This window comes from Marihabitans asiaticum, from assembly GCF_007828725.1.
GTDB lineage: Bacteria > Actinomycetota > Actinomycetes > Actinomycetales > Dermatophilaceae > Marihabitans > Marihabitans asiaticum.
Genome location: NZ_VIUW01000003.1, coordinates 83,633 through 107,156, shown reverse-complemented (window position 1 = coordinate 107,156; position 23,524 = coordinate 83,633). Strand labels below are relative to the sequence as shown.

General features: G+C 72.1%; 25 protein-coding genes. 3 read left to right on the top strand and 22 right to left on the bottom strand.

Annotated elements, in window-relative coordinates; all coding sequences use genetic code 11:
* Nucleotides 1-3: 3 nt before the first annotated feature.
* Both FB557_RS08670 and FB557_RS08665 read right to left on the bottom strand, forming a co-directional pair.
* On the bottom strand, nt 4-708 hold the full coding sequence (locus FB557_RS08670; protein WP_144857227.1) for an ABC transporter ATP-binding protein: 705 nt from the start codon (nt 706-708) through the stop codon (nt 4-6).
* Entirely contained in the window at nt 701-1,531 is an 831-nt protein-coding gene (locus FB557_RS08665) for an ABC transporter ATP-binding protein (RefSeq protein WP_144857226.1), read from the bottom strand. The genes FB557_RS08670 and FB557_RS08665 overlap by 8 nt, the downstream gene beginning before the upstream one ends.
* Before the next feature lie 161 nt (nt 1,532-1,692).
* Between FB557_RS08665 and FB557_RS08660 the strand changes: the two genes are divergently transcribed.
* From FB557_RS08660 to FB557_RS08650, 3 genes are all read left to right on the top strand, one after another.
* A complete protein-coding gene (locus FB557_RS08660) occupies nt 1,693-2,967 on the top strand; it encodes a PucR family transcriptional regulator (RefSeq protein WP_170236249.1) in 1,275 nt (424 codons plus the stop codon).
* A gap of 25 nt (nt 2,968-2,992) precedes the next feature.
* Complete coding sequence (locus FB557_RS08655) at nt 2,993-4,144, top strand: aminotransferase class I/II-fold pyridoxal phosphate-dependent enzyme (RefSeq protein ID WP_144857224.1); 1,152 nt, start codon at nt 2,993-2,995, stop codon at nt 4,142-4,144.
* 97 nt (nt 4,145-4,241) lie between these two features.
* A complete protein-coding gene (locus tag FB557_RS08650) occupies nt 4,242-4,799 on the top strand; it encodes a M23 family metallopeptidase (RefSeq protein ID WP_144857223.1) in 558 nt (185 codons plus the stop codon).
* A gap of 151 nt (nt 4,800-4,950) precedes the next feature.
* On the opposite strand, the gene FB557_RS08645 is transcribed toward FB557_RS08650, so the two are convergent.
* The 20 genes from FB557_RS08645 to FB557_RS08550 all read right to left on the bottom strand — a co-directional run bounded on the left by FB557_RS08645 (nt 4,951) and on the right by FB557_RS08550 (nt 23,468).
* A complete protein-coding gene (locus FB557_RS08645; protein ID WP_246074618.1) occupies nt 4,951-5,868 on the bottom strand; it encodes a tyrosine recombinase XerC in 918 nt (305 codons plus the stop codon).
* Nucleotides 5,865-6,437: an AAA family ATPase gene (locus tag FB557_RS08640; RefSeq protein WP_144857221.1), complete on the bottom strand. Its 573-nt coding sequence runs from the start codon at nt 6,435-6,437 to the stop codon at nt 5,865-5,867. The genes FB557_RS08645 and FB557_RS08640 overlap by 4 nt, the downstream gene beginning before the upstream one ends.
* 32 nt (nt 6,438-6,469) lie before the next feature.
* A complete protein-coding gene (gene dprA / locus FB557_RS08635) occupies nt 6,470-7,645 on the bottom strand; it encodes a DNA-processing protein DprA (protein WP_144857220.1) in 1,176 nt (391 codons plus the stop codon).
* Nucleotides 7,642-9,180, bottom strand: coding sequence for a YifB family Mg chelatase-like AAA ATPase (locus tag FB557_RS08630; protein ID WP_144857219.1), 1,539 nt, complete (start codon nt 9,178-9,180; stop codon nt 7,642-7,644). The genes dprA and FB557_RS08630 overlap by 4 nt, the downstream gene beginning before the upstream one ends.
* On the bottom strand, nt 9,177-9,551 hold the full coding sequence (locus FB557_RS08625) for a YraN family protein (protein ID WP_144857218.1): 375 nt from the start codon (nt 9,549-9,551) through the stop codon (nt 9,177-9,179). Before FB557_RS08625 ends, FB557_RS08630 begins: the two co-directional genes overlap by 4 nt.
* A 113-nt stretch (nt 9,552-9,664) precedes the next feature.
* Nucleotides 9,665-9,979, bottom strand: coding sequence for a DUF2469 domain-containing protein (locus FB557_RS08620; protein WP_144857217.1), 315 nt, complete (start codon nt 9,977-9,979; stop codon nt 9,665-9,667).
* Nucleotides 9,979-10,743 (bottom strand): ribonuclease HII, encoded by a 765-nt coding sequence (locus tag FB557_RS08615; protein WP_144857216.1) that lies wholly within the window; start codon nt 10,741-10,743, stop codon nt 9,979-9,981. The genes FB557_RS08620 and FB557_RS08615 overlap by 1 nt, the downstream gene beginning before the upstream one ends.
* 4 nt (nt 10,744-10,747) lie before the next feature.
* Nucleotides 10,748-11,557, bottom strand: coding sequence for a signal peptidase I (gene lepB, locus FB557_RS08610; RefSeq protein ID WP_246074616.1), 810 nt, complete (start codon nt 11,555-11,557; stop codon nt 10,748-10,750).
* A 105-nt stretch (nt 11,558-11,662) separates the two neighbouring features.
* Nucleotides 11,663-12,328, bottom strand: coding sequence for a signal peptidase I (gene lepB, locus FB557_RS08605; RefSeq protein ID WP_144857215.1), 666 nt, complete (start codon nt 12,326-12,328; stop codon nt 11,663-11,665).
* A 51-nt stretch (nt 12,329-12,379) separates the two neighbouring features.
* Complete coding sequence (gene rplS / locus FB557_RS08600) at nt 12,380-12,736, bottom strand: 50S ribosomal protein L19 (protein ID WP_144857214.1); 357 nt, start codon at nt 12,734-12,736, stop codon at nt 12,380-12,382.
* Between the two features lie 171 nt (nt 12,737-12,907).
* Nucleotides 12,908-14,092, bottom strand: coding sequence for a tRNA (guanosine(37)-N1)-methyltransferase TrmD (trmD, locus tag FB557_RS08595; RefSeq protein ID WP_144857213.1), 1,185 nt, complete (start codon nt 14,090-14,092; stop codon nt 12,908-12,910).
* Complete coding sequence (rimM, locus tag FB557_RS08590; RefSeq protein WP_144857212.1) at nt 14,092-14,652, bottom strand: ribosome maturation factor RimM; 561 nt, start codon at nt 14,650-14,652, stop codon at nt 14,092-14,094. Before rimM ends, trmD begins: the two co-directional genes overlap by 1 nt.
* Nucleotides 14,653-14,723: 71 nt before the next feature.
* A complete protein-coding gene (locus FB557_RS08585; RefSeq protein ID WP_144857211.1) occupies nt 14,724-14,966 on the bottom strand; it encodes an RNA-binding protein in 243 nt (80 codons plus the stop codon).
* A 2-nt stretch (nt 14,967-14,968) separates the two neighbouring features.
* The gene (gene rpsP, locus FB557_RS08580; RefSeq protein WP_144857210.1) at nt 14,969-15,511 is read right to left on the bottom strand and encodes a 30S ribosomal protein S16; all 543 of its coding nucleotides are present in this window, start codon (nt 15,509-15,511) and stop codon (nt 14,969-14,971) included.
* Between the two features lie 199 nt (nt 15,512-15,710).
* Nucleotides 15,711-16,793: an amidohydrolase family protein gene (locus FB557_RS08575; RefSeq protein WP_144857209.1), complete on the bottom strand. Its 1,083-nt coding sequence runs from the start codon at nt 16,791-16,793 to the stop codon at nt 15,711-15,713.
* Nucleotides 16,794-16,894: 101 nt separating this feature from the next.
* A complete protein-coding gene (locus tag FB557_RS08570) occupies nt 16,895-17,698 on the bottom strand; it encodes an alpha/beta fold hydrolase (protein WP_246074614.1) in 804 nt (267 codons plus the stop codon).
* Between the two features lie 6 nt (nt 17,699-17,704).
* Nucleotides 17,705-19,306, bottom strand: coding sequence for a signal recognition particle protein (ffh, locus tag FB557_RS08565; protein WP_144857208.1), 1,602 nt, complete (start codon nt 19,304-19,306; stop codon nt 17,705-17,707).
* Nucleotides 19,307-19,328: 22 nt separating this feature from the next.
* A complete protein-coding gene (locus FB557_RS08560) occupies nt 19,329-21,695 on the bottom strand; it encodes a [protein-PII] uridylyltransferase (RefSeq protein WP_246074612.1) in 2,367 nt (788 codons plus the stop codon).
* 37 nt (nt 21,696-21,732) lie between these two features.
* Entirely contained in the window at nt 21,733-22,071 is a 339-nt protein-coding gene (locus FB557_RS08555) for a P-II family nitrogen regulator (RefSeq protein ID WP_144857207.1), read from the bottom strand.
* Entirely contained in the window at nt 22,068-23,468 is a 1,401-nt protein-coding gene (locus tag FB557_RS08550) for an ammonium transporter (RefSeq protein WP_144857206.1), read from the bottom strand. Before FB557_RS08550 ends, FB557_RS08555 begins: the two co-directional genes overlap by 4 nt.
* Nucleotides 23,469-23,524 lie beyond the last annotated feature (56 nt).

Here is a 23,524-nt window from a genome sequence, read left to right as displayed (position 1 = left end):
TTGTCAGTAGCCCAGGTAGGCATGGCGGAGGTTCTCGTCGGCCGCGAGGATGGCGGCGTCGTCCTGGGCGACGACCTTGCCCAGGCCCAGCACGACACCGACGTCGGCGATGGAGAGGGCGCTGCGGGCGTTCTGCTCGACGAGCAGCACCGTCAGGCCCTGCTCGTGGACGAGCTGGCGGATCACGCCGAAGATCTGGGACACGATGCGTGGCGCCAGCCCGAGGCTGGGCTCGTCGAGCAGCAACATCTTCGGGGTCGCCAGCAGCGCTCGGCCGATGACGAGCATCTGCCGCTCGCCCCCGGAGAGGGTGTGGGCCAGGGCGTTGGATCGGTCACCGAGGATCGGGAAGAGGTCGACCACGTCATCGATGCTCACCGCGTCCCGGTGGGTGGAGCGGCCGAGCGCGCCGAGGCGCAGGTTCTCCTTGACCGTCAGCTCGGTGATCACCCCGCGACCCTCTGGCACGTGGGCCATGCCCGCTCGCGTCATCTGGTCGGTCGAGAGCCGGGTGATGTCGCGCCCGTCGAAGCGGATGGTCCCGGCGTCGGCTCGGTGCAGCCCGGAGATCGTGCGCAGGAGGGTGGTCTTGCCCGCGCCGTTGGCCCCGAGGACTGCCGTGATCCGACCCGCCTCGGCCACGAGGTCCACGTCCTGCAGCGCCGTCACCGGCCCGTAGCGGCTGGTCACCCCGTCGAGCTCAAGCATGGCTTCCTCCCTTCGCGTCCTGCGGCGTCGCGGCGCCGTCGTCGTCGAGAGCCCCGCCGAGGTAGGCCTCGAGGACCGCCGGATCGTTGCGGACCTCGTCCGGGGTGCCGGAGGCGATCTTCCTGCCGAAGTCGAGGACGGCGAGGCGGTGGCACACCCGCATCACGAGGTCCATGTGGTGCTCGACGAGCATCACCGAGATCTCGTCGGCGAGATCGACGATGATGTCGCCGAGCTCGGTCATCTCGGTCTCCGAGAGCCCCGAGGCGGGCTCGTCGAGCAGCAGCAGCTTCGGCTCGGCGACGAGGGCCCGGGCGAGCGCGACCCGCTTGCGAAGGGGGTAGGGCAGGCCTCCCACGACGCTGCCGGCGCGCTCGGCGATGCCGAGCCGGTCCAGGACAGCCATGGCGCGGTCGGTGAGCTGCCGCTGGTCCTTGGCCCCACCCGGGGTCGCCAGGAGGGAGGAGAAGAAGCCGCTGCGCGAGTGCTGGTCGGCCCCGACGAGCACGTTGTCGATGACGCTCAGCCGGTCGAAGAGCCCCAAGCCCTGCAGCGACCGCGCTACGCCGTGGTCGACGAGCTGGTGCGGACGCCACCCGGTGACGTCGCTGCCCTCGAAGCTGATCCGACCCAAGGTCGGGGGGACGAAGCCGCACGCGACGTTGAAGAGCGTGGTCTTGCCGGCCCCGTTCGGTCCGATGACGCCAAGGACCTCCCGGGGCCGCACCTCCACGCTCACGTCGTCCAGGGCGACCACGCCACCGAAGCGCACCGTGATGTCGTCCATGCTCAGCACGGATCGGTGCGCGTCTGCGCCGACCATAGGGCGTCCTTCCTCGTCGAAGGCCCCACGTGAACGTGAGGTCGGATTCAACTCTGGTCGACATTGCCGACGGGCACCATGTGCGGCGCGCACAAAACGCTCCGTGCGGCCTGCCGGTTGTGCGTCGCTGACCAAGCAGGGACGCTGGCATGCTGTCCTGCATGAGCGACGGGACAGCCGCCCCAACGAGCAGGGGCACCGCGGCCGGAATCCGCCCCGTCTCGCCGTTGACGCCGGACGAGCAGGAGCGGCTGCGGGTCGCCTTCGCCCGGCTTCGGCCACGCAGCGAGAGCATCGCCGACCTCGTGGCGTCTCAGCTGCTGGACGGCGGGGACACCGGATACGACCTGCACCGTCCCGAGCGCATCGTCGAGGTGCGGGTCAGCATCCGCGACCACATCAGACGCGGGATCGACCGACTCTCCGGTGAGGCCGCCGACACCGGGCGAGCGGTGGACCTCTGGCGCGAGACCGGGAGGCGCCGCGCCCAGCAGGGCGTGCCGATGCCGCTCGTCCTCGCCACCTACAACTTCGGCACCCGGCTCATGTGGGAGGGACTCCTCGAGATCGGTGAGGAGCTGGACATCGAGGACCACCTGCTGCTCCGGGCCGGCCGCGTGCTCTGGTCGGGCCTGGACATCCAGATCCAGGTCCTTCGCGAGAGCTACCGTCGAGAGGAGCTCGCCCGGGAGCGCCGCGATCCAGCGCGGGTGAACGAGATTCTCGACGGACTGCTGCGCGGGCGCGCCGCCGAGCCAGACTTCGCCGCTCAGGCCCGGGAGGTCCTGGGCATGACCGCGGACAGCCCTCTGCTCGTCGTGGTGTGGCTCCCGACCGAGCTGACGGCGTCTGCTGACTTGGCCCATGAACGCTTGCAGGACGCCGGGTACCTCTCGTACTGGCGTCGGCACGGTGCACATGTGCTCGGACTGATCCCCGACGCCGGCGACGGCGACCGGGCCCGGGCCGCCCTGGCTCGCAGCATGCGGGGCCGGGTCGGTACGGCCCGGTCCCGGGACGGGCTGAACGGGCTGCTCGACGCCCAGCAGTCCGCCCTCGCGGCCGCGGACTCGGTCGCCCGGGACAGCGATGCCGTCGTCGACATCACCGAACGGCTGCCCGAGGCGCTGATGGCCGCCAACCCCGCCCTCACCTCGCTGCTCATCGAGGAGACGTTGCGCCCCCTCCTCGGGCTGAACGGGTCCACCCGCGACGTACTCCTCGAGACGCTCGTGGCGGTCGTCCGGCACGGCGGCTCGGCCACCTACGCGGCCGAGGACCTCGTCTGCCACCGCAACACCGTGATCTACCGGGTCAAGCGGATCGAAGAGCTCACCGGGCGCTCCCTGGACGATCCCCGCGACCGCCTGCTCCTCTCGCTCGCCGCGATCGCAACGCGAGCGGGGCGGGTCGGCCCCGACGACGACGCGCTGTGAGCGTCTCGCACTAGGGTCGTGAGGCATGAGTGATCTCCTGATCCCCCGACTGCGCGCGCACGGCGAGTCCATCTTCGCCACGATGTCCCGGCTCGCGGTGGAGCACGAGGCGATCAATCTCGGCCAGGGCTTCCCCGACGACCCGGCACCGCCCCTGGCGGTCGCGGCGGCCAAGCAGGCCCTGGACGACGGCTACAACCAGTACCCGCCCGCGCGCGGCGTGCCGCAGCTGCTCGAGGAGATCGCGACGCACCAACGGCAGCGGTACGACCTGCCCGTGGACCCCGCGACCGGTGTCACCGTGACGACCGGTGCCACGGGAGCGCTCGCCGGCGCGATCCTCGGACTGGTCGAGCCGGGCGACGAGGTGGTGATGTTCGCGCCCTACTACGACGCCTACGCCGCTCTCGTCGACCTGGCCGGCGGAGTGCGCCGCAGCATCCCCCTTCGCTTCCCGGACCTGACCGTCGATGCCGAGGCGCTCGCGGCGGCGTGCGGCCCCAAGACCCGGGTGATCATGCTCAACAGCCCGCACAACCCGATGGGCAAGGTCTACACGCCCGCCGAGCTGGAGATCATCGCCGAGCAGGCGCGCCGGCACGACGCGATCGTCCTCAGCGACGAGGTGTACGAGCACATGACCTTCGACGGGCACGAGCACACCCCCATCGCGACGCTGCCGGGGATGTGGGAGCGCACCATCACGATCTCCTCCGCGGGCAAGTCCTTCTCGGTCACCGGGTGGAAGGTCGGCTGGGCGTCTGGGCACCCCGACCTCGTCGACGTCGTGGCCGGGACGGCCCAGTGGCTCACCTTCTCCGGCGGGGGCGCGATGCAGGTGGCCGCGGCCGAGGCGCTGCGCAACACCGACGCCATCGTCACCGAGATGAACGAGTCGCTGCTGAGGCGACGGGACCTGCTCGTCGAAGGGCTGAGCGCCGCCGGCTTGACGCCCCGGGTGCCCGAGGGCACCTACTTCGTCGTCTCGGACACCTCGGGCATCGGGGTCGACGACGTCGACGCCTGGTGCAGGGAGATTCCAGAGGCGAAGGGGGTAGCCGGGGTTCCCGTCTCGGCCTTCTGCGACGAGCCCGGCCACGGTCAGACCTTGGTCCGGTTCGCCTTCTGCAAGAGCGAGGAGCGGATCCGCGAAGGGACCCGCCGGCTGGCTCGCTGACGACCCGGTCTCCACAGGTCGGATCCGCGCGGCACGGTTGTCCACCTCGGCGCCGACGGTCTATTCGGCGGCCAGCGCTCTCGGCATCGTCGTGCGTATGCCGACGCACCCCGCCCTGGTCCTCCTCGCGCTGTCGTCGTCTGCGGCGGTGTCTCTCGCCGCAGCACCCCCGCCCTACGGGCCCGCCCGCCCCGTGGAGCGCGCCGCCGGTCAGGTCGAAGAGACAGGTGAGGACCGGGCGGGTTCTTGGCAGTGGCCGCTGCGGCCGAGGCCGGAGGTCGCGGCAGCCTTCGACGCACCATCGAGCCGGTGGGGTCCGGGCCATCGCGGTCTCGATCTCGTGGGCTCCAACGGTGCCGAGGTCCGCGCGGTGGCGGACGGCGTGGTGTCCCACCGTGGCCGGGTCGCTGGGCGCCCGACGATCTCGGTGACGCACGCGAGCGGTCTGCGCAGCACCTACGAGCCGGTCACCAGCGAGCTGCGGACCGGTGAGCGGGTAGAGCGCGGGGAGGTGATCGGCGAGCTGGTCGAAGGCCCGGACCACTGCGCCGAGGCAACCTGCCTGCACCTCGGCGCGCTGCGCGGCCGCGACTACCTCGACCCGTTCCCCCTCTTCGGCTCGCCCCGGGTCATCCTCCTCCCCACCGCCCCCTGACCTCCCCTTTCGCAGATCCCCAAGGAACCTCAGACCAACGGCCCCCTCCCCCTTCGCAGATCCCCGGGGAACATCAGCCGAACGGCCCCCCTCCCCCTTCGCAGATCCCCGGGGAACATCAGACGAACGGTCGGCGGCGAGCGCCGGTCGATCAGGCTCGGGGGTGGGCCTGCTCGTAGGAGCGGCGCAGACGCTCGGCCGAGACATGGGTGTAGATCTGCGTCGTCGCCAGCGAGGAGTGCCCGAGGAGCTCCTGGACCATGCGCAGGTCGGCTCCCCCGTCGAGCAGGTGGGTGGCGGCGCTGTGCCGCAGGGCGTGGGGCCCGACATCCGGCGCGTCGGGAACGTGCCGGAGCAGCTCGTGGACGACCGTGCGGACCTGGCGCTGGTCGACACGTCCCCCCCGACGGCCGAGGAAGAGGGCGTGCCCCGAGGCTGCAGTGGCGAGACGAGGTCGGCCCGAGGCGAGCCACTCCCCTACCGCGCGGGCGGCGGGCTCGCCGAACGGGACGATCCGCTCCGTGCGTCCCTTGCCCAGCACCCGCACGACCTGGCGGGGTGAGTCGACGTCGTCGACGTCGAGGCCGCACAGCTCGCCGACCCGGATCCCGGTGGCATAGAGCAGCTCGAGGACGGCGCGGTTGCGGATGTGCACGGGATCGTCGTCGTCGGCAGCGACCGCGGCGATGTCGAGCAGCTCGGTCGCGGCGCCGGCGCTCAGCACGTCCGGGAGGGTTCGGTTGCGTCGCGGGCTGGCGAGCCGGACCGACGGGTCGACCTCTACCCGACCGGTGCGGCGGGCCCAGGCGAAGAAGGTCCGAACTCCCGCGGAGCGGCGCGCGAGCGTGCTGCGTGCCACCCCCGACCGCGACTGCTCACCGAGCCAGGATCGAAGGTCGGCGAGGGTGATCTCGCGCAGGTCCTCGGCGGCGGTCTCCTCGACGCACCAGGTGAGGCAGCCGAGGACATCGCCCCGGTAGGCGCGGACGGTGTGCTCCGAGAGATCTCGCTCGCGGGCCAGGTGGGTGACGAACTCCTCGACGAGAGTCTGCGCCCACGGGCTGCTCACGTGAGCACCTCGCGCAGACGGCTCTCGCACGCGCGAAGGAGCTCGTCCGGAGGCGCGCCGGCGTCGAGCTCGACGACCGGACGCCCGATCGAGCTGAGCCACTCGCGGTGCGCGAGGATGTTGCGGCCGTCGAAGTGAGGATCGTCGTACCCCGCGCGCCACGCGAGGAAGGCTCGGTGGTCCTCGTGCAGCGGTCCTCCTGGGGCGATCGCCTCGGCGCCATATCGACGCCGTTGCCGGTCCTCCAGCCGGGCCATGCGCGTCGCCGGGTCCAGGGTGAGGAAGACGACGGCCCGAACGCGGTCGACCACCCTGTCTTCGGCGCCTTGCCACCCCATGACCGAGCCGGACAGTGCCCACGCCGGGCGAGGGAGGAAGAGCAGCTCCATGAGGTCGACCCGATGCTCGGGCTCTCTCTTGTCGCGGTATGGCGGGTCGGTCGGGAGCCAGTAGTAGTCGTCGGCGTCGGCGTGCGGCACCGACCAACGCGCCGCGAGCGCCGACGCCAGGGTCGTCGTGCCGGCCCCACCGGCACCGGTCACGAGGACACGACACGGCAGCTCGGGCATGAGGGTCAGCATCGCAAGCGGGCGTGCACCGATCAACGCCCCTCGCCGCGCAGCCACCCCCCGAACTCGCCCTGGACCGCCCACCCCTGGACCGAGAGCACCCCGAGCTGGGCGAGGATCTCCTCCACCGGCATGAGCAAGGCGGACGCGAGCTCACCGACCGTGGTCTCCTTGCGCACGCGCAGGAGGTCGTGCACCCGGCGCTGATGCTGAGTCAGGACGTCGGCCGAGCGAGCGGGTCCGAGCCGCTCGACCTCTTCGCCGTCGATCTCGCCGATATGCCCCGCCAGCCGGATCACATCCCCCGCGTCCACTACGAGCTGAGCCCGCCCAGCAGCGATCCACTCGTTGCACCCGGCCGAGGCCATGGAGGTGACCGGCCCGGGCACCGCCGCCACGGGGATGTGCATGCTCTCCGCCCAGCCGGCCGTGTTCAGCGACCCCGAGCGCAGTCCCGCCTCGACCACGACGACCGCCCGCGACAGCCCGGCGATGATCCGGTTGCGCGAGAGGAACCGGTGCCGCTGCGCCGTCATGCCGGTCGCCAGCTCGGTGATCACCACCCCTTCGCGCGAGACCGCATCGATCAGACGCGCGTGCGACGCCGGGTAGATTCGGTCGGGCCCGCAGGGCAGGACGGCGACGCAGCCCTGCTCGCCGGTGAGGCCGCCATGATGCGCTGCCGCGTCGATGCCGAAGGCGGCACCACTCACCACGCTCCAGCCGGCACGGGTCAGCCCGTTGCCGATCTCGCGGGCGACCGCCTCGCCGTACCCGCTGCTTGCCCGCGAACCCACGACCGCGACCGAGCGCCGGGCCAGCAGGTCCAGCCGACCGGCTCCCCGCACGTAGATGAGGTGCGGGGCGACCGAGGGATGGTCCAGGGCACTCGGCCACTCTTCATCGCCCGGGATGAGAGTGCGAGCCCCGATGCGTCGGACTCGATCGATCTCGGCGTCGACGTCGACCTCGGCGACCCTCGCGCGCGCGCTCTCGGCCCGGTCCAGATCACCGGCGCACAGTCGCTGCCACGCGAGCACGTGCCCGTCCTGCTCGATCGCCGCAGCGAGCGCCGACGAGTCGTGCCGAGGTCGCTCCCGCCCGGGCTCGAGCAGCCGCGACCAGGCGATGCGGGCACGACGCTCGTCATCGCCCACCATGTCGAGGGCCAGGGTGACCGTGCGCCTCGTGGGCTGCTGGGCGCTCATGCCGCTGCGGCCCCCGACGTGCGGTATATCAGCGCCATGCCGATGTCGCCTGCGGACGGAACATCCCGACCGGCCAGGTCGGCCGCGGTCCAGGCGAGTCTGAGCACCCGGTCATAGCCTCTCCCGGTCAGGTTACCCAGCTCGAGGGCGCGGTCGAGCTGATGGGTCGTGCTGGACGGCAGCCGCCACGGTGGCCGCCGCAGCACCGGACCGGGCACCTGCGAGTTCAACGCCCAGCCGCCTTCGGCCCACCGGAGCGCCTGGGCTGCCCTGGCCTGCCTCACGTGCGCCGCGACGACCGCGCTGCTGTCGCCCGGCGCCTCGGACAGAGCCGCGAGCGAGACCTTGGGGACCTGCACCTGGATGTCGATCCGGTCCAGCAGTGGACCGGACAGCCGAGCCGCGTAGGTGCGCCGCTCCATGGGGCGGCAGCGGCAGGCCAGGCCACGCCCGTGCCCTTCGCCGCACGGGCACGGGTTGGCGGCAAGGACGAGCTGCACCCTCGCGGGGAAGGTCACCTGCTCCCGAGCCCGGGCGATGACGACCCGGCCGGACTCCAAGGGCTGGCGCAACGCCTGCAGCACGGACGTGGGGAACTCCGCTGCCTCGTCGAGGAAGAGCACGCCGTTGTGCGCCTGCGACACCGCTCCGGGGAGCACCGCCCCCGACCCGCCACCGACCAGCGCCGCCACGGACGCCGAGTGGTGCGGAGCGACGAAGGGGGGTGTCGGGTCGACCGCGGCACCGGCCGGTACTGCGCCGACGAGCGAGCGCACCGCGAGGCTCTCGAGGGCCTGGTCCTGGCTCAGCGGCGGCAGGATGGTGACCATCCGCTCGGCAAGCATCGTCTTGCCCGAGCCGGGCGGTCCGGTGAGCAGGACGTGGTGGCCTCCCGCGGCCGCCAACGTCAGAGCCGAGCGAGCCTCGTGCTGCCCGGAGACCTCGGCCAGGTCGATGACCCGCCCCGACGGTGGCGGCACCGGCTCCGGGTCCGGCGCTTCGGGCAGCTCCTCGCCTGATCGCGCCGCCCGGTACAGCGAGACGAGGTCGCCCAGCCGCCGGGCGGTCACGACCCGGACCCCGTCGACGAGACGGGCCTCAGCGACGTCCTCCGGCGCGACGACGACGCAGCGGCAGCCTCCTGCCCGCGCGGCGAGCACCGAGGGCAGCACGCCGACCACATGCCGGAGCTGGCCGTCCAGACCCAGCTCGGCGACGTGGACCACCTCCCGCACGGCCTGCACCGGCAGCTCACCTGCCGCGGCGAGGGCTCCTACCGCGATGGCCAGGTCGAAGCCCGTGCCGTGCTTGGGGATCGCCGCCGGTGAGAGGTTGACCATGACCTGACTGCTGTTGAGCGAGAACTCTGCCGAGAGCACAGCCGCGCGCACCCGCCCCGGCGCCTGGCGCAGCGCCCGGTCGGGCAGGCCGCCGATGTCGAACGCCGGCAGACCTCGCCCGATGTGACACTCGACGTCGACAAGGTGCCCACTGACTCCCCGCAACGCCACCGCCCTGGTCACCGCGATACTCATCGGCCGACCCCCTGGAGATGGGTCACGGTGTAGCTCCCGTCCGGGTGCCGCAGCAGCCCGACGACATCGATCCGCACCGACGCGTAGCGCTCGTCCTGAGCCTCCAGCCAGCAGCCGGCGAGGCGGCGGAGACGGGCGAGCTTGGCCCGGGTCACCGCCTCCGCCGGGGTGCCGAAGGTGGAGGATCGCCGGGTCTTCACCTCGCAGATCACCGCCGTCGGCCCGTCGCGCAGGACGAGGTCGATCTCTCCGACCGGGCACCGCCAGTTGCGCTCGACCACCTCCATGCCCAAGCCGGTGAGGTAGGCCTCGGCGGCCTGCTCCCCCTCGGCTCCTACCGTGCGCCGGTCATCGACCGCCTCGTGTCCCATGCGGACCACCTCCGCACGCGAGTCAACGCCGACAGCGTTCGGCGGGGCACTCCCCCTTCGCCCGCTGTGGAAAGGTCACGGCCCACCCGAGGCGGTGTGGACGGGCGCCGGGGTCAGAACCCGCTCTTGGGCACCTCGAGCTCGCTCTTGGCGAGCTCCTCGACGTTGACGTCCTTGAAGGTGACCACCCGGACCTGCTTGGCGAAGCGAGCCGGACGGTAGATGTCCCACACCCAGGCGTCCTCGAGGGTGACCTCGAAGTACACCTCGGCACCCTCTCCACGCACGTCGACCTGGACCGAGTTGGCCAGGTAGAAGCGGCGGTCGGTCTCGACGACATGGCTGAAGAGGTGCACGACGTCGCGGTACTCGCGGTAGAGCGCGAGCTCCATCTCGGTCTCGTACTTCTCCAGGTCCTCGGCACTCATCAGGGCAGCCTCTCCGCGCTGTCGGTCGGCGGGCAGGTGACCTCGCCATCATGCACCACGCCGGGCAGGCTCCAGGACCGCCGGTGCAGCGCGCACGCGCCGTGCCGGGTCAGGGCGTCGAGATGCGCGCTGGCGGAGTAGCCCTTGTTCTCGCCCCAGCCGTACTCGGGGTGCTGCTCCGACAGCTCGATCATCAGGGTGTCCCGGCTGACCTTCGCCAGCACGCTCGCGGCCGCGACCGACGAGCACGCCATGTCGGCCTTGATCATCGTGCGTACCGGAGGGGTGGCCGGTCCGTCCGCCAGCTCGGCGAAGAGTCCTACCTGCTCCGGGTCGCTGAGCCAGTCGTGGTTGCCGTCGAGGATGACGATGTCGGGCGTGACGTCCAGCGCCGCGAGCGCGCGCCGGCCCGCCAGCCGCAGCGCCGCCATGATCCCGACCGCGTCGATCTCGGCCGGGGAGGCGTGTCCCACCGCGCTGGAGAGCGCCCACCGGCACAGCCTGGGGACCATGGCTCCCCGCGCGGCCGGGGTCATGAGCTTGCTGTCACGCACCCCAGCAGGGGCGGAGCGGCACGACTCGTCGATCACGACGACGCCGACGCTCACCGGCCCGGCGAGGGCGCCGCGTCCCACCTCGTCCATCCCGGCGAGGACGGGGTAGCCCTGGCGTTGCAGATCGCGCTCGACCCGCAGGCTGGGCTTCTTCGGGAGGCGGCGCGATCCCCCCTTCGCCCTGGTGGGCCGGAGCTGCTGGCTGCTCATCTGCTCACCTCGCGGCGACGAGCCGCCCCGAGAGGTCGTCCGCAGCGCGGATCCGCGGCAGGTCGGCGTAGGCCTCGGCATGGTTGGACAGGCGTCCGAACCGGCCGAAGGGCCAGACGATCACCTCGGCCTTGCCCACCACCTTGTCGATCGGCACGGAGCCGTCGGCCCCGGTGGACGAGGGGTCGTGGAAGCGCGAGTCCGCGCTGTCGTCCCGGTTGTCGCCCATCACCCACACGCGGTCGCGAGGGACGGTGATGTCGAACTCGAGGTTGCTCGGCTCGACCCCAGGCTTGATGTAGGCGGACTCGTCGACCGCCTTGCCGTTGATCATCATCCGGCCCTCGGTGTCGCAGCACTGCACCCGGTCACCGGGCAGCCCGACGACCCGCTTGATGAGGTGCCCTTCGGAGGTGTCCGGGAGCAGACCGACGAAGGTGAGGCCGTCGCGGACCGCGTTGAGCACGGCGCCGTGGTTGGCCTGCTGGACCTCGCCGAGCCAGTCGCCCGGGTCCTCGAAGACGACGACGTCGCCGCGCTCGATCTCCAGCGGTCCCGGCGTGAGCTTGGAGACGATCACCCGGTCGCCGACGAGGAGGGTGTTCTCCATGGACTCGCTGGGGATGTAGAAGGCCTGCAGCAGGAAGGTCTTGACGACGAAGGACAGGGTGAGCGCCATCGCGAGGACGATGACCGTCTCCTTGACGGCCGCGCCGGCGCGCGCGCCGAGACCGGGTCGGTCCTGGTGGTCAGATCCGCCGCGGGAGCCGTCGTCCTCGGCGTCGGTGCGCGGCGAGTCGGCGTCAGTGGCCACGTAGTCTCCTTGTCGCTCCTGGCCCAGGGGTGGCCCGGAGCGCAGACAGTATCGCTGACCGCGTCGGCGCGACGCACATCGGTCCGGGGAGCGCCGGTGGCACGCTCACAGCACCCCCGCACGCGGTAGCGGCCAGTAGCGGAGCACGACCTCACCGACGACGTCGTCGACCGGGATCATCCCGCCGCCGGGTGCCCCGAGCCGGGAGCGGGAGTCGAGGGAGTCGGAGCGGTGGTCACCGAGGACGAAGATCCGCCCCTGCGGGACGACGACGTCGAAGGGGGACGAGCAGGCCTGCTCGTCCTCGGCGAGATAGTCCTCGGTCACCCTCTCGCCGTCGCGGACCAGTCCTGCCTCGGGGGTGCAGCTCAGCCGCTGGCCCCCGACCGCGGCGACCCGCTTGAGGTAGTCATGCTCGCCGAGGGAGACGCCGACGGCCGAGGCCAGACCGGACAGCGTGCGTCCCAGCAGCCCGTCGGACATGTACGGGCTGCGGTCGGCCGGCGCCATGGTGCCGGTGCCGTCGAAGACGATGACGTCGCCGGGTCGCAGGTCCCCGGTCGCGGTCTTGGCCACGACCACCCGGTCTCCCGCGCGGATCGTCGGCGACATCGAGGCGCTCGGCACGTAGAAGGACTCGATGACGAAGGCGCGGAGCAGCATCACGACGAGGACGGCCGCTCCGAGGTGCAGGAGCAGCCGCCGGCCGCGACGCGAGACGACCCCCGCCCCGGCGGGGGCGAGGGTCGTGCGCTCGTGGTCGGTGGTCATCACCGTCAGCCTAGGGCCGCTGGAGCCCGAAGGGCGTCAGGCCGGCCGACGTCAGCTGGCCGGGGTCTCGCGACGCTCGCGGATCCGGGCCGCCTTGCCGCGCAGGTCACGCAGGTAGTACAGCTTCGCGCGGCGCACGTCACCGCGCATCGCCACCTCGATCTTGTCGATGTTCGGCGAGTGCAGCGGGAAGGTGCGCTCCACGCCGACGCCGAAGGAGACCTTGCGGACGGTGAAGGTCTCACCGATCCCGCCGCCGTGGCGCCGGATGACGACTCCCTGGAACACCTGGATACGCGAGCGCGTGCCCTCGATGACCTTGGTGTGGACCTTGACGGTGTCGCCGGCCCGGAAGTCGGGCAGGTCGGTCTTCATCGAGGCCTGGTCGATCGCGTCGAAACGCTGCATGGCTGTCTCTTCCCGCGGGCGCCACAGGCCGCCCACCGTCCTAGGTCGTGTGAGTCGCGTCCGCTCCGCCGCGTGGTCTCCTGACCACTCCCCCTGTGGCAGGGGCGGGGTTCGCGTCGGACGCGCTGGACGATTCTGCCAGAGCGGGCACCCGGACCTGAAATCGCCGGCTCAGGGGCGGCGCTTGATCAGCTCGACCGTGCCGGTACCCGGGCCGGGGCCGACGACCTTGTACCCCGCCTTGCGGAACATCCGCCGCTGCTCGGCGATGTCGTGCCCTGCCTCGAGGACGAAGGTCGTCACGTCCGGCGGAGCGAGCCGCTCGGCGTAGCCGATGAGCGCGTGGCCCAGGCCCCTGCCCTGCAGGTCGGGCGCCACCATGAGCCGCTCGATCTGCCAGACCTGCGGGTCCTCCGGGGAGCGGCGCACCCGGACCGAGGCCACGAGGCGGCCCTCGGACCGGAAGGTGTGCGTGGTCCAGCTTTTCAGGCCGGCCTGCACCTCTTCCACCCCTTCGGCGGGCGCTCCGCGCCACTGCCGCGGTTCCGCGGTCAGCTCGCTCCAGCACGCCTTCTGCAGGGTGACGATCTCCCCCACCTCGGCGGGCGTGGCGATGCCGTGGTCGAGGTCGGCGAGCCCGTCGACACCGAGCGCTCCTGACCTGGGGAGCAGGTCGGGCCGGCGCGCCGCGGTGCGCTCGAGGCGCTGCTGGTGACGCCACCGCTCGATCCGTGCGTGGTCGCCGGAGAGCAGCACCTCGGGCACGGGGCGTCCGTCCCACTCGGCGGGCTTGGTGTAGAGCGGGTACTCGAGCAGCCCCCCTTCGTGGCTCTCCTCGACGAGGGACTCGGCGTTGCCGACCACCCCCGGCAGCAGCCGCACGACGGCCTCGATCATGGCCATCGCCGCGACCTCGCCGCCGTTCAGCACGTAGTCACCGAGGGAGACGACGCGGACCTCCATCCGCTCGGCCGCCCACTCGTAGACCCGCTCGTCGATCCCTTCGTAGCGACCGCAGGCGAAGGCGAGCCAGCCTCGCCCGCTCAGCTCGCGCGCCATCGCCTGGTCGAACGGCTGTCCGCCGGGACCGGGGACGATGAGGACCGGACGCTCGCCGGGGGCGTCGGCGGTGCCGAGCACGTCGGTCAGCGCCTCGCTCCACGGCTGGGCCGACATCACCATGCCCGCGCCGCCGCCGTAGGGGGTGTCGTCGACGGTGCGGTGCCGGTCGTGGGCGAAGTCGCGCAGATCATGCACCCGCAGGTCGACCAGGCCGTCGCGGCGGGCCTTGCCGATGAGGGAGAGGTCGAGCGGGGCGAGGTAGTCCGGGAAGATCGAGATGACGTCGAGGCGCATCAGCGCTCCTCCCGCGCGATGTCGAGCAGGCCCGCAGGGGCGTCGAGCGTCACCCTGCCGGAGTCGATGTCGACCGACGGCACGATCTGCTCGACGAAGGGGACGAGGGCCTGCGACCCGTCCGTGAGGGTGAGGACCAACCGGTCCTGGGCGGCACCGATCTCGAGGCCGGAGACCGTGCCGACGGGCTCCCCGCCAGGGGTGATCACGGACAGACCCACGAGGTCCTCCTCGTACCATCCCTCGTCGCTGTCGGCGTCTGCGCCAGGGTCTCCGGCCTCGCCGGGCTCGTCGCCAAGGAGGAGCCGGGTGCCGCGGAGGGACTCAGCACCGGTGCGGTCAGGGATCTCCTCGAAGCGCAGCAGCCAGATACCCCGGTGGACGCGCGTCTGGGCGATCGTCAGCGTGCGAGGCACGCCGCTCCCTGGCTCGGCCTCGGTTCGCAGCACGGTCCCGGGAGTCAGCCGACGCTGCGGGTCGTCGGTGTGCAGCTGGACGGTCACCTCGCCGCGCAGGGCGTGCGGCTTGCCGATCCGGGCGACGACGTGGGGTTGCGGCATGGGTACCAGGGTAGGACGCACGACGAGGGGCCCCGACCATGCCGGTCGGGGCCCCTCGATGCTCGGACCGCTCAGCGGTCGCGGTCGGTGTCGACGATGTCGATCCGCACGCTGTCTCCACCGGCGAGGGCGGACATCACCGTGCGCAGCGCCGTCGCCGTCCGACCCGACCGGCCGATGACCCGGCCGAGGTCGTCGGGGTGGACGCGGACCTCGAGGACGGTGCCGCGACGCAGGTTCTTCTCCCGCACCGCGACCTCGTCCTTGTGGTCGACGATCCCGGTGACCAGGTGCTCCAGCGCCTCGTCGAGCACGGTCAGGCCTTGTCCTCAGTGGACGCCTCGGTGGCCTCGGAGGCGGGAGCCTCGGTGGCCTCGGGCTCGGTCTTTGCGTCGTCGGCGACCGTGGTCTCCGCGGTCGCGGCCTCGGCGGCGTCGGCCTGTGCCGCGTCCTTCTCGGCCTGCTCGGCGGCCTCCTTCTCGGCCTTCTCCGCGGCGGCCTTGTCGGCCTTCTTCTTTGCGGTGATGGCCTCGTGCTCCTCGCCCTCCTTGCCGGCGGAGGCGAGCGCGGCCTCGTACAGGTCCTTCTTGGAGGTCTTGGGCTCCTTGACCTTGAGGTTGCCGGAGTCGACGATCTCGATGAGCCGGGCGACGGCCTCGGTGGGCTGGGCGCCGTTGGCGATCCAGTGCTTCGCCCGCTCCATGTCGATGTCGATGAGCGAGGGCTCCTCGGTCGGGTGGTACTTGCCGATCTCCTCGATGGCGCGCCCGTCCCGCTTGGTGCGCGAGTCCATGACGACGACGCGGTAGTACGGGGCGCGGATCTTGCCCATGCGCTTGAGTCGGATCTTGACAGCCACGGTGGTGGTCTCCTTGCAGATCAAGGGGCACGGCGAGACCGCACCGATCTGGTGTGCGGGGAGCCGTGACCCGGGGTAGGCATCCGCCCGCAGCATGCGGGCGGAAGGTGTACAGCGGGACAGTCTGCCACCGGCGGCACCCGTCCGCCCAATCCCCGGCTTCGGCGAAGGGGGCGAGCTCACCCCCTTCGCGCGCGGCTCAGCGGATCCGGCGGCCGCGCAGGACGACGTGCCGAGGGGCCTGGCAGGTGCGCACGTCCACCCTCGGGTCCCTCTCGAGGACGACGAGGTCGGCATCCTCCCCTTCGTCCAGGCCCGGACGACCGAGCCAGGTGCGGGCCGTCCAGGTGGCGGCCGAGAGCGCCTCGAGCGGGCTCATCCCGGCCCGGGTGAACAGCTCGATCTCCTGGGCGACGAGCCCGTGCTCGATCGAGCCTCCCGCGTCGGTGCCGACCATGACCGGGATGCCCGCCTCGTGCGCCGCTGCGACCGTGGCGAAGCGGCGCTCGTGCAGGTCGAGCATGTGGCGGTGGTAGTCGGGGAACTTCTCGCGGGCCGACTCGGCGATCGAGGGGAAGGTCTCGATGTTGACCAGGGTCGGGACGATGGTGATGCCCTGCTCGGCGAAGGTCGCGATCGAGCTGTCGTCCAGGCCGGTCGCGTGCTCGATGCAGTCGGTCCCGGCGGCGGCGAAGTCGTGCAGGGACTGCTCGCCGAAGCAGTGGGCGGTGACGCGGGCGCCCTCCTCGTGCGCGGCGGCGATCGCCTCGGTGAGCACGTCGACCGGCCAGCACGGGGCAAGGTCACCGACCTCACGGTCGATCCAGTCACCGACGAGCTTGACCCAGCCGTCGCCGGCGCGGGCCTCGGCGCGGACCCGGGAGACGAGCTGCTCGGGCTCGACCTCCCAGGCGAAGTTGCGGATGTAGCGCTTGGGCCGGGCGATGTGCCGGCCCGCACGGATGACCTTGGGCAGGTCGTCGCGCTCGTCGATCCACCGGGTATCGGCGGGCGAGCCGGCGTCGCGCAGCAGCAGGGCGCCGGCGTCACGGTCGGTGACCGCCTGCTCCTCTGAGGTCGCGTCGTCGACCGCTCCCCCGGCACCGAGCCCGACGTGGCAGTGGGCATCGACGAAGCCGGGCAGCACCCAGCCGGTGATCGTGTCCCAGTCGGTGCCCGTGGTCGGGGCGGTGTAGGTGATCTTCCCGTCGACCACCCAGAGCTCGTCGACGACGTCCTCTGGCCCGCGAAGGATTCGGCCGGTCACGTGCAGCGCGGTCATGCTCGGCACCCTAGCGCCGTCCCGCCCCCACCTCCCCGCGCGCTACCACGCAGTACTGGTCGTGATCACAGCTACTACTGCGTGGTAGCGGGCGAAGGGGGTCAGTCGTCGGCGGTGAGAGCCCGCCGGATGATCCGCTCGAAGACCTCGGGCTGCTCGGCGTGCACCCAGTGCCCGGCGTCCTTGACCGTCACCAGCCGCGCGTACGGGAAGTACTCGCGCATCGTCTCGGTCATCTCGTCCTTGACGTAGCCCGAGTCCTCCCCGCCGACCCAGGTCACCGGCCCCTCGTAGGTCAGCCCTTCGGCCTGACCGGCGGGCCAGCCGCGCAGCTGCTCGAGCGAGCGCGCGAGGAGGTCGATGTTGAGCTGCCAGCGCCAGCCGTCGTCGGTGCGCCGCAGGTTCTGCAGGATGAAGGCGCGCACGCCCTTGTCCGGGATGTCCTCGCTCAGGGCGTCGTCGGCGTCGGCGCGCCGCTCGATGCTGCCGAGGTCCAGCTCCTGCATCGCGGTGACGAAGCGGTCGATGTCCTCGGTCTCCTCGTAGTCGACCGGCGAGATGTCGACGACGACCAGCCGGTCGAGCAGCTCGGGGTGGCGCAGTGCCAGCATCATCGCGATCTTGCCGCCCATCGAGTGACCGACGACGGTCCAGGATCCGGAGTCGTCGATCCCGACGAGGGTCTCGGCGAGCGCGTCCGCGGCCTGCGCGTAGTCGAACTCTTCGGTCCACGGCGAGCGGCCGTGGTTGGGCATGTCGACCAGGGTCGACGTCGCGAGGTCCGAGGTGCTGCCGGCGACGGTCCCCCAGTTCTTGCCCTGACCGAAGAGGCCGTGGCAGTAGGCGACCCGCCGCTCGCCCTCCCCCTTCGTCGTCGTGTGCAAAGTCAGCTGCTCAGAGGTCACGACCGGTCACCTCTCGAGGAACTTCTCGAAGCCCTTGGGCAGCTGGCTCGGGTCGAGGTCGGGCATCCCGCCCTGACCCGCTCCACCGCCGAAGGCGCTGCCCGTAGGACCGCCGGCGGACCGGCCGCGCGCCCGCTCGGCCGCCTCGCGCTCCTGCTGGGCGCGCTTGGCCGGGTTGCCGGACTTGCCCTTCTTCGGCTTCTTGGCCGGCTTCTTCTTGCCGCCGCCGCCCATCCCAGGCATCCCCGGCATGCCCGGCATGCCACCGCCGCGGGTGAACTGCTTGATCGCCTTCTGCGCCTGCTCGAAGCGTTCCAGCAGCTGGTTGACCTCGGAGACCTGCACGCCGGAACCCTTGGCGATGCGCGCGCGGCGCGATCCGTTGATCTGCTTGGGGTGGCTGCGCTCGAAGGGGGTCATCGAGCGGACCATCGCCTCGACCCGGTCGAACTCGCGCTCGTCGAGCATGTCGAGCGCCCCGCTCATCTGCCCCATGCCCGGCATCATCTTCAGCATCGACTTCAGGCCCATCTTCTTCACCGCGGCCATCTGGCTGAGGAAGTCGTCGAAGGTGAAGTCCTCCTCGGCGAGCAGCTTGCGCTGCATCTCCTCGGCCTGGCCGCGCTCGAATGCGCGCTCGGCCTGCTCGATGAGGGTGAGCACATCGCCCATGTCGAGGATCCGCCCGGCCATCCGGTCGGGGTGGAAGACCTCGATGTCGCGCACGCCCTCGCCGGTGGAGGCGAACATGATCGGGCGCCCGGTGGTCCCGGCGACCGAGAGCGCGGCACCACCGCGGGCGTCGCCGTCGAGCTTGGACAGCACGACGCCGGTGAAGTCGACCCCCTCCTGGAAGGCCTGCGCGGTCTCGATCGCGGCCTGACCGATCATCGCGTCGATGACGAAGAGGACCTCGTCGGGCGAGATGGCGGAGCGGATGTCGGCGGCCTGCTGCATCAGCTCGGCGTCGACGGCGAGCCGGCCGGCGGTGTCGACGATGAGCACGTCGTGCTGGCGCGCCTGGGCCTCGGCGAGGCCGGCGCGGGCGACGGCGACCGGGTCACCGTGCGAGCGGGTCCCCTCGGCGCTGCCCCCGACGTCGTGGCCGCCGATGTTGCCGCGCTCGGGCGCGAAGACCCGGACCCCGGCCCGCTCGCCGACGACCTCGAGCTGGGTGACGGCGTTGGGCCGCTGCAGGTCGGCCGCGACGAGCAGCGGGGTGTGCCCCTCGTCCTTGAGCCGTGCGCCGAGCTTGCCGGCGAAGGTCGTCTTGCCCGACCCCTGGAGGCCGGCGAGCATGATCACCGTCGGTGGCCGCTTGGCCAGGGTCAGCTCGCGGGTGTGACCGCCGAGGATCTCGGTGAGCTCCTCGTTGACGATCTTGATGACCTGCTGCGCGGGGTTGAGTGCCTGGCTGACCTCCGCGCCGGTGGCGCGCTCGCGGATCGCGCGGGTGAACTCCTTGACGACCGGCAGGGCCACGTCGGCGTCGATGAGCGCCATCCGGATGTCGCGGACGGTCTTGTTGACGTCGGACTCGGACAGGCGCCCCTTGCCCCGGAGGTTCTTGAACGTCCCGGTCAGGCGGTCAGACAGGCTGGTGAACACCCGCCCTAGGGTACGGGGCGTCTCACCCGGGCGGGTCGCACGTGTCGATGAGGGCCGCGAGGACCTGGGCCACCCGTCCCGGCGTGAGGGGTGCACCCTCGGCGCCGACGACGTAGAAGGTGTCGACCGCTTGCCCGGCCCGGGTGCTGATGTGGGCGGAGAGCACGTCGAGGCCCTCCTGGGCCAGGCAGCGTCCGAGGTCGTGCAGCAGCCCGGCCCGGTCCTCGGCGCGGACCTCGAGGACGGTGGCGCGGGCGCTGGACCCCGGCAGCACGAAGGCCCGGCTCGGCCCCGCCGCCGAGGACCTGCGCGCCCGGCCCAGCCGGCGGTGCAGCGATCCCAGCCCCGACCGGTCGCCACCGGCGAGCCGGGTGAGACCGGCGGCGATCCGGCTCGGTTCCGGACCGTCGCCTCCGGGCGACTCGACGACCCAGGTGTCGGCCGCGATGCCGTCCTCGGTGCGCAGCCGGGCGCTGCGCACGGTGAGCCCGTGGGCGGCGAGGACCGCCGCGGTGTCGGCGAACAGCGCCGGCCGGTCACGGTCGTAGACCGTGACGGTCCAGCCGTCGCCGGCCGGGTCGACGGTGACGAAGGGGTGACCCTGGCCGATCCGGTCCTGCGCGGCCTGCGGCAGGCAGACCGGAGGCTGTGGCGAAGGGGGTGCAGCAGGGCCGGCCTCGAGCTCGGCGCGGACGGTGTCGGCGAGAGCGGTAAGGAGGGTGGCCCGCCAGTCGGTCCAGGTGGTCGGTCCGGCGGCCTGGGCGTCGGCGATCGTCAGGGCGAGCAGCAGCTCGAAGGTCTCCCGCTCTCCTCGCACCGTGTCGACGGCGGCGCGGATGGTCGCGGGGTCCTGCAGGTCTCTTCGGGTGGCGAGCTCGACGAGGGTGAGGTGCTCTCGCACGAGCAGCTCGAGGGTGCCGGCGTCCTGCTCGCTCAGGCCCAGGCGGGCACCGATCCTCGCGGCGATCCTCGCCCCGGTCTCGCTGTGGTCGTGCGCCCCGGCGATCTTGCCGATGTCGTGCAGCAGGGCGGCGAGCAGCAGCAGGTCGGGTCGGCGCACGTCCCTGGCCCGCGCCGACGCGCGGACGACCGTCTCGAGGAGGTGCCGGTCGACGGTGTGGATGTGCACGGCGTTGCGCTGCGGCCGGGAGCGCACGGCGCCCCACTCCGGGATCCAGCGCTGGACCAGCCCGACCTGGTCGAGGTCCTCCCAGGCCGGGACGAGGGCCGGTCCGGCCGCGAGCAGCTCGGTGAGGTGGGTCAGGGCGCCTTCCGGCCACGGGTCGGGCAGGTCCGGGCTGCGCGAGAGGTTGCGCAGGGTCTGCGGCGAGAGGCGCAGGCCGCCGCGGGCCGCGACGACGGCCGCCCGCAGCGGGAGCCCGGCGTCAGACCCGATCTGCTGCCTCGACCCCAGGACCGCCTCGCCGTCGTGTCGGAAGACGCCGTACCCCAGCGGGGTCATCGCCGGGCGCCGTGGGCCGACCCGCAGGGTTCGCGCGCGCTGGGCCTGCCCGGCGCGGCGCGTCGCGGCGTCGAGGGACCACGCGATCGACCGGGAGGCGGTGGCGACCTCGGTGAGCAGGGCGTCGGAGTCGTCGTGGCCGAGCAGTGCGGCGACGGCGTCGGCGTCGTCGCGCAGCAGGCGGTCTCGTCCCCGCCCTGTGCTCAGGTGCACGGCGTCCCGGACGTCGAGCAGGGCGCGGTGCGCCGCATCGAGCGGTCCACGGTCGCGGTCGGTGAGCCAGGCCCGGGTGAGGGCGGAGAGCACGGTGACGTCTCGCAGGCCGCCCTTGGCCTCCTTCAGGTCCGGCTCGAGGGACTGCGCCAGCTCGCCGAAGCGGGCATGCCGGGCGCGGACGAGGTCGAGCAGGGCGGGCAGCTGGGTGCGGGCGTCGGCGCGCCAGTCGTGGGCGACCGTGCTGCGCGCCGCGGCGACGAGGTCGGGGTCACCGGCGATCAGCCGCAGGTCGAGCAGACCGGTCGCGGCTGCGAGGTCGGCGCCGGCCACGCGACGGCACTCGGCCACGGTGCGCACGCTGTGGTCCAGCTTCAGCCCGGTGTCCCAGACGGGGTACCAGATGGCGTCGGCGACGGCCTGCAGGTCCGGGCCGCGCAGGCTGCGGCCGTCGTGCAGCAGGACGAGGTCGAGGTCGCTGAGCGGGCCGGGCACCTGGCGGCCCAGGCTCCCGACCGCGGCGAGCGCCAGACCGGAGCGGTGGGCGGCGGCTGCCTCGAACACGGCGCCCAGCCAGGAGTCGGTCGCCGCGGTGATGGCGCTGCGACGCGCCTCGCCGGCACCCGCGACGGTGAAGTCGCGGGTGCCGGCGAGGTCGAGGCGGATCGCCCGCAGGTCCCCGTCGGCCGGGGTCGAGATGGTGCGCAGTGCCACGGGTCGTCCTCTCGTCGCGGGCCGGTCGTCGGTCGGGTCAGATCGCGTCGATGCCGCGCTCGCCGGTCCGGACCCGCACCACGTCCTCGACCGGTGAGACCCACACCTTGCCGTCGCCGATGCGGCCGGTGCGGCTCGTGGAGACGATCACGTCGACGGTGGAGGCGGCCTCGGTGTCCTCGACCAGCACCTCGAGGCGGACCTTGGGCACGAAGTCGACGGTGTACTCGGCGCCACGGTAGACCTCGCTGTGGCCACGCTGCCGGCCGTAGCCGCTGGCCTCGCTGACCGTCATCCCGGTGATCCCGTAGGTCTCGAGGGCCTCCTTGACCTCGTCGAGCTGGTGCGGCTTGATGATGGCGGTGACGAGCTTCATGCGTGGACTCCTTCGGTGGTCTCGTCGTGGTGACGGGCGTCGTGCTGGATGCCGGCGCTGGTGACGCCGAGCCGGCCGCCGCGGGAGACGAGGTCGTAGCCGGACTCGGCGTGCTCGGCCGAGTCGATGCCGGCGACCTCGGCGTCGTCGGTGATCCTCCATCCCATCGTGGCCTTGAGCGCCAGGGCGATGACGAGGGTCAGGGCGCCGGAGATCACGAGGCTGACCAGGGCCACGGCGATCTGGACCAGGGTCTGATCGAACCCTCCCCCGTAGAGCAGCCCACCCTCCGTGGCCAGCAGCCCGGCGCCGACGGTGCCCCAGAGGCCGGCGACGAGGTGGACCCCGACGACGTCGAGGCTGTCGTCGTAGCCGTACCGGAACTTCAGGCCGACCGCGAGCGCGGCCAGACCACCAGCGACCAGCCCGAGGATGATCGAGCCCACCGGGGAGAGGTTGCCGCAGGCGGGGGTGATCGCGACCAGTCCGGCGACGACGCCCGAGGCGGCACCGATGGAGGTCGCGTGACCGTCGCGCACCCGCTCCACGGCGAGCCAGCCGAGGATGGCCGCGGCGGTCGCGGCGGTGGTGTTGACCCAGACGAGCGAGGCGAGGCCGTCGGCGGCGAGCTCGGAGCCGGCGTTGAAGCCGAACCACCCGAACCACAGCAGGCCGGCACCGAGCATCACCAGCGGGACGTTGTGGGGTCGCATCGCGGTCTTGCCGAATCCGATCCGCTTGCCGACGACGAGGGCGAGGACCAGGCCGGCGATGCCCGCGTTGATGTGCACGACCGTGCCCCCGGCGAAGTCGATGGGCGCGACGTTCGCGGCCCCGTCGGTGACTCCGGTGAGCAGCGCGGCGACGCCGTGCTCGGCACCGGAGAGGATGCCTCCGCCCCAGACCATGTGGGCGATCGGGAAGTAGACCAGGGTCAGCCAGATCGGGGTGAAGACCATCCAGGTGGAGAACTTCACCCGGTCGGCGACGGCACCGGAGATCAGGGCGACGGTGATGATGGCGAAGGTGAGCTGGAACCCGGCGAAGAGAACCTCCGGGATCCACACGTCGGCTCCGAAGACGTCGACGACGGGCATCCCGTCGGCGCCGACGGTGTCGGTCACGCCGTCGACGGCGCTGGCGACGCCGCGCAGGCCGGCGTTCTCCACGGGGTTGCCGAGCAGGCCGGCGATGTCGGAGCCGCCGAAGCTCATCGAGTAGCCCCACAGGACGTAGACGACGCCCGCGACGCCCATGGCGCCGAAGCTCATCATCATCATGTTGAGCACGGACTTGGCGCGGGTCATGCCTCCGTAGAAGAGCGCCAGCCCCGGGGTCATGAGAAGCACGAGGGAGGCGCAGACGAGCATCAGGGCGGTGGCGGCCGCGTCGGTCATCGGTGGATCGGCGGCGAGTGGTGTCAGTGCGTGCATGGAGGACAGCACACGGCACA

Bases quoted from the DNA above. Each gene is read 5' to 3' on its own strand.
- FB557_RS08670 (WP_144857227.1), bottom strand. From the start codon at position 708: ATGCTTGAGCTCGACGGGGTGACCAGCCGCTACGGGCCGGTGACGGCG.
- rplS (WP_144857214.1), bottom strand. From the start codon at position 12,736: ATGCAGCGTTTCGACGCGATCGACCAGGCCTCGATGAAGACCGACCTG.
- FB557_RS08655 (WP_144857224.1), top strand. From the start codon at position 2,993: ATGAGTGATCTCCTGATCCCCCGACTGCGCGCGCACGGCGAGTCCATC.
- FB557_RS08660 (WP_170236249.1), top strand. From the start codon at position 1,693: ATGAGCGACGGGACAGCCGCCCCAACGAGCAGGGGCACCGCGGCCGGA.
- FB557_RS08555 (WP_144857207.1), bottom strand. From the start codon at position 22,071: ATGAAGCTCGTCACCGCCATCATCAAGCCGCACCAGCTCGACGAGGTC.
- FB557_RS08640 (WP_144857221.1), bottom strand. From the start codon at position 6,437: ATGCCCGAGCTGCCGTGTCGTGTCCTCGTGACCGGTGCCGGTGGGGCC.
- FB557_RS08650 (WP_144857223.1), top strand. From the start codon at position 4,242: ATGCCGACGCACCCCGCCCTGGTCCTCCTCGCGCTGTCGTCGTCTGCG.
- FB557_RS08630 (WP_144857219.1), bottom strand. From the start codon at position 9,180: ATGAGTATCGCGGTGACCAGGGCGGTGGCGTTGCGGGGAGTCAGTGGG.
- FB557_RS08665 (WP_144857226.1), bottom strand. From the start codon at position 1,531: ATGGTCGGCGCAGACGCGCACCGATCCGTGCTGAGCATGGACGACATC.
- dprA (WP_144857220.1), bottom strand. From the start codon at position 7,645: ATGAGCGCCCAGCAGCCCACGAGGCGCACGGTCACCCTGGCCCTCGAC.
- FB557_RS08620 (WP_144857217.1), bottom strand. From the start codon at position 9,979: ATGAGTGCCGAGGACCTGGAGAAGTACGAGACCGAGATGGAGCTCGCG.
- FB557_RS08550 (WP_144857206.1), bottom strand. From the start codon at position 23,468: ATGACCGACGCGGCCGCCACCGCCCTGATGCTCGTCTGCGCCTCCCTC.
- FB557_RS08625 (WP_144857218.1), bottom strand. From the start codon at position 9,551: ATGGGACACGAGGCGGTCGATGACCGGCGCACGGTAGGAGCCGAGGGG.
- lepB (WP_144857215.1), bottom strand. From the start codon at position 12,328: ATGACCACCGACCACGAGCGCACGACCCTCGCCCCCGCCGGGGCGGGG.
- FB557_RS08615 (WP_144857216.1), bottom strand. From the start codon at position 10,743: ATGAGCAGCCAGCAGCTCCGGCCCACCAGGGCGAAGGGGGGATCGCGC.
- rimM (WP_144857212.1), bottom strand. From the start codon at position 14,652: ATGCCGCAACCCCACGTCGTCGCCCGGATCGGCAAGCCGCACGCCCTG.
- trmD (WP_144857213.1), bottom strand. From the start codon at position 14,092: ATGCGCCTCGACGTCATCTCGATCTTCCCGGACTACCTCGCCCCGCTC.
- FB557_RS08575 (WP_144857209.1), bottom strand. From the start codon at position 16,793: ATGACCGCGCTGCACGTGACCGGCCGAATCCTTCGCGGGCCAGAGGAC.